The organism is Paraburkholderia sp. (assembly GCF_034668105.1).
GTDB lineage: Bacteria > Pseudomonadota > Gammaproteobacteria > Burkholderiales > Burkholderiaceae > Paraburkholderia.
In genome coordinates this window covers 1-6,993 of record NZ_JAXDPY010000139.1, presented here as the reverse complement: position 1 = coordinate 6,993, position 6,993 = coordinate 1, and the positions used below count along the sequence as shown (strand labels likewise).

General features: G+C 64.0%; 6 protein-coding genes and 1 pseudogene. 6 read left to right on the top strand and 1 reads right to left on the bottom strand.

The window, feature by feature from the left end:
- Window positions 1-89: 89 nt before the first annotated feature.
- Window positions 90-458 (top strand): annotated as a pseudogene (locus QOC89_RS06515) (ATP-dependent DNA helicase); the annotation flags it as partial.
- 97 nt (window positions 459-555) lie between these two features.
- Here the strand turns inward: QOC89_RS06515 and QOC89_RS06510 are convergent.
- Window positions 556-1,287 carry a FadR/GntR family transcriptional regulator gene (locus tag QOC89_RS06510; RefSeq protein WP_323044275.1) on the bottom strand — a complete coding sequence of 244 codons (732 nt, stop codon included), beginning with the start codon at window positions 1,285-1,287 and terminating at the stop codon, window positions 556-558.
- A 139-nt stretch (window positions 1,288-1,426) separates the two neighbouring features.
- On the opposite strand from QOC89_RS06510, the gene QOC89_RS06505 reads away from it, so the two are divergent.
- The 5 genes from QOC89_RS06505 to QOC89_RS06485 form a co-directional block, all read left to right on the top strand.
- Window positions 1,427-2,305 (top strand): fumarylacetoacetate hydrolase family protein, encoded by an 879-nt coding sequence (locus QOC89_RS06505; protein WP_323044274.1) that lies wholly within the window; start codon window positions 1,427-1,429, stop codon window positions 2,303-2,305.
- Window positions 2,306-3,091, top strand: a complete 786-nt coding sequence (locus QOC89_RS06500; RefSeq protein ID WP_323044273.1) for an alpha/beta fold hydrolase — start codon at window positions 2,306-2,308, stop codon at window positions 3,089-3,091. It abuts the gene before it with no gap.
- A gap of 121 nt (window positions 3,092-3,212) precedes the next feature.
- Window positions 3,213-4,550, top strand: coding sequence for an amidohydrolase family protein (locus QOC89_RS06495; protein WP_323044272.1), 1,338 nt, complete (start codon window positions 3,213-3,215; stop codon window positions 4,548-4,550).
- Between the two features lie 99 nt (window positions 4,551-4,649).
- Window positions 4,650-5,669, top strand: coding sequence for an ABC transporter substrate-binding protein (locus QOC89_RS06490; RefSeq protein WP_323044271.1), 1,020 nt, complete (start codon window positions 4,650-4,652; stop codon window positions 5,667-5,669).
- A gap of 19 nt (window positions 5,670-5,688) precedes the next feature.
- Window positions 5,689-6,993 (top strand): sugar ABC transporter ATP-binding protein (locus tag QOC89_RS06485; RefSeq protein ID WP_323044270.1); only part of this gene is annotated, 1,305 nt, incomplete at its 3' end.

Genomic DNA, 6,993 nt, shown 5'->3' with positions numbered 1-6,993 from the left:
CTGGCTGAAGCCTGCTGCCAGATGCCCTTCCTATCCCTCGATACGTCGAGGAGCGCGCTCCCGACGCTACGATACCAAGGTACACCTGCCTTACTGAACTCACGGTTGCGCTGGCGTACTTCGAGATCGGCGCTCCGAAGGAAACCCTGCTGACGCAAGCGCATAGCGCTCGCGAACTGGAGGTTTTCTTTATCGAGCGCTGCGAACGATTTCTCGGTTGGGCGGTGCACGAGGAAGCGCATTGTGTCGCCCGCAACGCCGCGCTCGGCGCGTTGCAGTTTTCGCATCGGCAATTTTGCAGCGGGCAGCGCGAACTGGCGGTGTCGGTGTATCGCGCGGCGCGGGACGGCTAGCCATGGATGGCGCAAGCGCCCCCCGGAATCGGCAAGACGCTCGCAACGATTTTCCCGTTACTCAAGGCGTGCGGGGAGCTGCACATCGACCCGCTGTTCTTTCTCGTCCGCTGCCGCTCGCCAGCAAATACCAAAGTGAATGGCTAGCTAAACCGCAAGCCAACAACACGGAACCTAGCGCGCCCGGCCCAACGCCCGATGCTCACCCGCCAAACAGATTGTGCCGGATCTGCTTCAGATGCCCGGTTAGCAGTTCGCATGCGAGGTCCGCGTCGCGGTCGCGCAGCGCTTCGACGATCGCGCGATGCTGCGCCTCGTACTCCGAACGCCGCTCGGGGGTCAACGACTTGCGCTTGAGCCGTCCCCACTCGCCCTGCTCTCGCACTTCGTTGGTTAGTTCGAGCACACGGAGGAAGAAGCTGTTGTGCGTCGCGAGCGCAAATGTCTTGTGCAACTCGCCATCCCACTTCTCGAACTCTTCGATGCTCTGCGCGGCTTCCGATCGCTCGATGCATTCGACCATCCGCGCGAAATCCCCGACTGTCGCGTAACGCACGATCAGCCCGGGCATCAGCGGTTCGATCAGCAGACGCGCTTCCATCAATTCGGCAGGGCTGGTCTGTACGACCTCATGCGGAACCGCCGACGCAGCCGCCGCTTGCGCGCCCACAGCTGCGCCCGCCGCATTCCCTTGCGGCAACACGAAGGTGCCGCTGCCGACCGCCTGCGTAATGAGCCCGCGCCCCTTGAGATCGGCCAGCACCCGCCGCACCGCGCCGCGCGACGCGCCGAACTCCTCGCTCAACTCGCGCTCGGCGGGCAGCTTGACGCCCTCGCGCAAGCGCCCCGTGCGAATGGCTTGCTCCAGATAGCTCGCGAGCGCGCGCGCGCCCTCCGCTCTAACGGAAAATCTGCCTGTCTCGACGTCGCCCATGACCTCTTCCTTGCCGTTGAAACGCTTTTACATAGAACCAATTGGTATTCATGTTTGGTTAACCCTGATTGGCTCTGGTCGCATTTGGTCCTACAGTGACAGAAATTTTCACCAATCGGACCTAGATTAAGGGCTCAACATGAAATTGGCAAATTTGCTTGTCGAAGGCGTCAAAACGATTGCAATCGTCGATCCGGAACGGCAACAGTACTGGCCAGTGACGGAACTGAACGCCGGCTTTCGCGGCGACATGGTCCAATTGGTTCATGATTACGACGCGATCAAAAGCGCGCTGCTGCCAAAGCACGACGGCCGGCCGCTGGCGGGCGTCACGGTGCTCGCGCCGATCGACCAGCCACGCCGCAACATCTTCTGCGTGGGCAAAAACTATCACGACCACGCCGAAGAATTCAGCAAGTCCGGCTTCGACAAGAGCGCGCAAGCCGGCGAACACATTCCCGAAGCGCCAGTGGTCTTTACCAAACCCGCATCGACGGTGATCGGACCCGGCGCCAGGATTCCGCGTCACGCGGCAGTCACTCAGCAACTGGACTACGAAACGGAGATCGGCGTGGTGATCGGCAAAGCAGGCCGCGGCATCCGCAAGGCCGACGCGCTTGCGCACGTGTTCGGCTACACGCTCATCAATGACGTGACCGCGCGCGACCTGCAAAAGCTCCACCGCCAGTGGTTCCTCGGCAAATCGCTCGACGGCTTCTGCCCGATGGGCCCGTATCTCGTGACCGCCGACGAGTTCGATCCCGCGAACATCGACGTGCGCTGCTGGGTCAACGGCGAACTGCGCCAAAGCTCTAACTCGCGGGATCTGATCTTCGACATTCCCACGCTGATCGAAACGATTTCGGCGGGCATCGAACTGCAACCGGGCGACGTGATTGCAACCGGCACGCCGGCGGGCGTCGGCATTGGCTTCAATCCGCCCCGCTTCCTGCAGACCGGCGACGTCGTGCGAATGGAAATTCCGCGCGTCGGCATTCTTGAAAACGAGGTGGCTTAAATGGCGACAACCCAGGTACAGGGTCTCTACATCGAGACGGAAGGCGACGGCGCCCCCGTGGTGTGCATTCATGGTCTCGGCGGCTCGTCGAACAACTGGACGCCCGTGCTCGGCGCGTTCGAAGGCAAGCGGGTGATACGCATCGACCTGCCGGGCAGCGCGCGTTCCGAGCTGCCGTCGCAGAAGCTGTCGATCGACGTGTATGTGGACATCATCGCCTCGGCGCTGCGGGAACTGAACATCGAACAAGCGGACGTGGTCGCGCATTCGATGGGCACGATCGTCGCGCAGCATCTCGCGGTCAAGCATCCGCAACGGGTGAAGAGCCTCGCGCTGTTCGGCCCGCTGCTCGCGCCACCCGACGCGGGACGCGACGGTATCCGCCAGCGCGCGGCGCTCGCGCGCGACAAGGGCGTGGCTGGCTTGCAGGAAATCGCCGACGCGATCGTCAAAGCTGCGACCAGCGACGAAACGAAGGCGCAGCGTCCGGTCGCTGTCGCGCTAGTGCGCGAGAGCGTGATGCGTCAATCGCCGGAAGGCTACGCGCAGAGTTGCGAAGCGTTGGCGGGCGCACAGCCCGCGCCGATCGAACAGATCAAGGTGCCGACGCTGCTCGTCACCGGCGATCAGGACGGCGTCGGCAAGCCCGACGCGGTGAAGGCGATGGGCGAGCGCATCGCCGGCGCGAAGGTAGTGGTGCTGAACGGCTGCGGACATTGGACCACGTTCGAAAAGCCCGCGGAGTCGAAGGCGAATTTGGAGGCCTTCTATCGCGCCGCCCGCTGATGCATTGCACGGCATCCAATGGAACGACTGACAGAGCAAAACAGGTGAAACGCCCTTAGCGAACCACGAACCTTGGGGCGAGATGCGCGAGGGTCGCAATCCGCCCCCCTGGAGGAGACACATGAGCTCGATCGTATTGACGAACGTAACGGTATTCGATGGCAGCGGCGCCCAGCCCTTCAAGGGCGAAGTTCTCGTAGAAGGACAGCGCATCGCTAAGGTCGGACGTGAAGACGCGCCGGTCAGCGCGCCGCACGCGCAGCGGATCGACGGCAAGGGCGCGTTCCTGATGCCAGGCATGACGGAAGCGCACACGCATTTCTCGTGGAACGATCAGCCGTCGTTGTCGGCGATCCAGTTCATGCCGCCGGAAGAACACATGCTCTGGTGCGTGCGGGTCGCCAGGCGCTATCTCGAGATGGGCTGGACTTCGGCGCTCGGCGCGGCGGCCGCCAAGCCGCGGCTCGATGTCGTGCTGCGCAACGCGGTGAACGCGGGCGAGTTTCCCGGTCCGCGCTATCTGGCCGGCAGCCAGGAGATCACGGTTCTCGGCGGCCTCGCCGACAACACGCTGCCGCACATGCCGTTCAAGGAACTTAACTTCGGGGCAGTGGTGAGCGGCCCCGAAGAAATGCGCGCGACTACGCGCATGTTCGTGAAGTACGGCGTCGATCATCTGAAGATCAACCTGTCGGGTGAATACATCGCGGGCATTTCGGCCGAAGCGTCTCCATTTTCGGAAGAAGAGATCGCGATGCTGGCCGCCGAGGCAAAGCGCGCCGGCAAGCGCGTCGCCGCGCATGCGCGTTCGAGCGAGTCGGTCAAGCAATGCGTGCGGCACGGGCTGGAACTGATCTTCCACGCCAGCTTTGCCGACGAAGAAGCGCTTGACATGCTCGAAGCGAATAAGGACAAGCACTTCGTCGCGCCCGGAATCGGCTGGCTGATCAGCACGCTGTATCACGCAGAGCCGTGGGGCATCAGCGAAGCGGCTGCGGCGAAGATGGGCTACAAGCGCGAACTCGAAACGGCGGCGCTCACATTGCAGAAAATGCACAAGCGCGGCGTCCGCATCCTGCCTGGCGGCGACTACGGGTTCGCGTGGATGCCGCACGGCACGAATGCGCGCGACCTCGAATACTTCGTGAAGTACATCGGCATGACGCCGATGGAAGTGCTGTTGTCGGCCACCCGGCTTGGCGGCGAACTGATGATGCGGTCGCACGAACTCGGTCAGATTCGCGAAGGTTATCTGGCGGACATTCTGCTCGTCGACGGCGATCCGCTGAAGGATCTTGCGGTGCTCCAGGACCCCAGGAAAATCACGCTGGTGATGAAGGACGGCGAAATCTTCAAGACCTCGCACGATGTCGTGCCGCCGCGCGGCGAAGTGCATGCGAGCGCCACGTTGCCGGTCGACGCGGGCGTCGCGCAGACGATTCACGCACCCGTGCATTGAACGGCGCGACGTCTTATGGGACGCCGCAGAGAACAGCAACTATCTGCGTGGGCTCAGAGTAAGGCGCTAAAGCGCCCACTCTGTGCGACAGGAGACAGCATGAAATCGGTTACTCTGCTCGCCGCCTGCGCGGCGAGCCTCGTGTGCGCGTCGGCATGGGCCGCCGCGCCGGACATCGGCTTGTCGAACGGCTATTTCGGCACTGAATGGCGCAACCAGATGATCGACGGAGCCAAGGAGCAGTTCCAGACCTATAAGGCCAAGGGCCTGGCCACCAACCTTGTCGTCCAGCAGTCGGGCGCGAATACCGGCCAGCAGATCCAGGACATGCGCAACATGATCCGCCAGAAAACGGGCGCGATCATGGTCGACGCCAATTCGGCCACCGCGCTGAACGGCGTGATTTCGGAAGCCGAGCGCAGCAAGATTCCAGTCGTCTCGTTCGATCAGGCCGTGTCGAACAAATACGCGGTGAACGTCACCGTCGATCACTATAAATGGGGGCAACGCTACGCCGAGTGGATCGCAGAGCAATTGCACGGCAAAGGCAACGTCGTGGTGCTCGACGGCATTCCCGGCCATCCGGCCGCCGAGGCGCGCAAGAAGGCGGCGCTCGATACCTTCGCGAAGTATCCCGGCATCAAGGTGGTGTGGTCCGGCTACGGGGAGTGGGACGAGGCCAAGGCGCAGGCGGTGATGGCCACGGTGATTGCCGCGCAGCCGAAGATCGATGCGGTGTTCACCGAAGACGCGATGGCGCTCGGCGTACTGCGCGCATTCGAAAACGCGAACCGGCGCGTCGCGGTGATGACGGGCGAAGCGCAGAAAGGCTTTCTCGAAGAATGGAAGAAGCAGCGCGACGCGGGCAATCCGATGAAGGTGTTCGTGCAGGTGAACCCGCCCGACATCAGCCGGACCGCGCTCGGCATAGCCGTGCGGCTTGCGCACGGCCGCAAGCTCAAGCCGCTGCCGGAGAACACGTACTACTTCCCAATCACGAAGACCGTCACAGCCGACACGCTCGACGCAACGCTCGTGTCAATGAACGGCAAGCCCGACAGCTACTTTTTGGGGCAATGGCTGAGCGAGCCGGAACTCGACGCGCTCTTCACCCCTTGAACCCGGTGACGGACCCAGCATGCCTTTATTGACTGCGAACGGCATCACCCGGCGCTACGGTGGCGTCGTCGCGCTCGAGAACGTCAGCGTCGAACTGAATGCCGGCGAAGTGCTCGGCTTGCTCGGCGCGAACGGCTCGGGCAAGTCGACGCTGTCCAGTATTCTCGCGGGCGACAACCGGCCGGACCACGGCAAGCTGTCGCTAAACGGCGTCGCGCTGCCGCCAGGTGAGCCGCGCGCGGCGCGCAACGCGGGCATTGCGATCGCGCATCAGCATCCAGGGCTGGCGCCCGATCTGCCGGTGTGGGAGAACGTGTTTCTCGGGGCGGAAGTATGCCGCGCGGGACGGTTTCTCAACCGCAGCGCCGCGCGGCGGCGCGCGACCGAACTGCTGACAGGCCTGCGCGCCGGCTGGGACCTCGACATGCCTGCGGGCCGGCTGAGCGTTGCGGATCAACAGCTTGTGGAAATCGCCAAGGCGCTGGCGCTCGAACCGCGCGTGCTGATTTTCGACGAGCCGACCGCGGCGCTCGCCGCCGCCGAAGTCGACAGCCTGATGCGCGGGATCCGGTCGCTGGCCGCGCGCGGCACCGCGATCGTGTTCATCTCGCATCGGATGGCCGAGATCCAGGCGCTGTGCGATCGGGTGATGGTGTTGTGCAACGGACGGTATGCTGGCGAACTGCAAGTGCAAGGCCAACTCGACGAAGCCCGCGTGCTGGCATGGATGGGCGGCGCGGCGGGTGGTGCCGCCGCCGCGCATCTGCACGACGCCGCGCAGCAATCGCAACAGCGCCCGCGCGCAAGCGCCGCGAACGACAGCGGCCGCGTCGCACTGAGCGCACGGGGACTGCGCGCCGGCGCGCGTCTGCGCGGCGTCGACTTCGATTTGCGGCAAGGCGAAATCCTTGGCGTCGCGGGTCTTCAGGGACATGGGCAACAAGAACTGCTTGACGCGCTTGCCGGCTACCGCAAGCTCGACGGCGGCGAAATCGCGCTGAACGGCGCGCCGCTCACGGTGCGCTCGCCGCGGCACATGATCGACGCCGGCGTCTGCCTCGTGCCGAACGACCGTCATCGGCAAGGGCTGTGGCTCGATCATTCGGTCGAGTTCAATCTTGCCCAGGTGGCCGCCAATTTTCAGAGCGAGCCCTGGCGCTTGCGCCGTCAACGGATGCGGCGCTTCGTCGACTTCGCGGTGAGCCGCCTGCGCATCAAGACTGCCGATGTCCGGCAGCCCGTACGCGCGCTGTCGGGCGGCAACCAGCAGAAGGTCGTGATCGGCCGCTGGCTCGAGCGGCAGGTCAAGGTGCTGCTGCTGAGC

Excerpts from the sequence above, each read along its gene's own strand:
- QOC89_RS06510 (WP_323044275.1), bottom strand. The coding sequence starts at position 1,287 with ATGGGCGACGTCGAGACAGGCAGATTTTCCGTTAGAGCGGAGGGCGCG.
- QOC89_RS06505 (WP_323044274.1), top strand. The coding sequence starts at position 1,427 with ATGAAATTGGCAAATTTGCTTGTCGAAGGCGTCAAAACGATTGCAATC.
- QOC89_RS06500 (WP_323044273.1), top strand. The coding sequence starts at position 2,306 with ATGGCGACAACCCAGGTACAGGGTCTCTACATCGAGACGGAAGGCGAC.
- QOC89_RS06495 (WP_323044272.1), top strand. The coding sequence starts at position 3,213 with ATGAGCTCGATCGTATTGACGAACGTAACGGTATTCGATGGCAGCGGC.
- QOC89_RS06490 (WP_323044271.1), top strand. The coding sequence starts at position 4,650 with ATGAAATCGGTTACTCTGCTCGCCGCCTGCGCGGCGAGCCTCGTGTGC.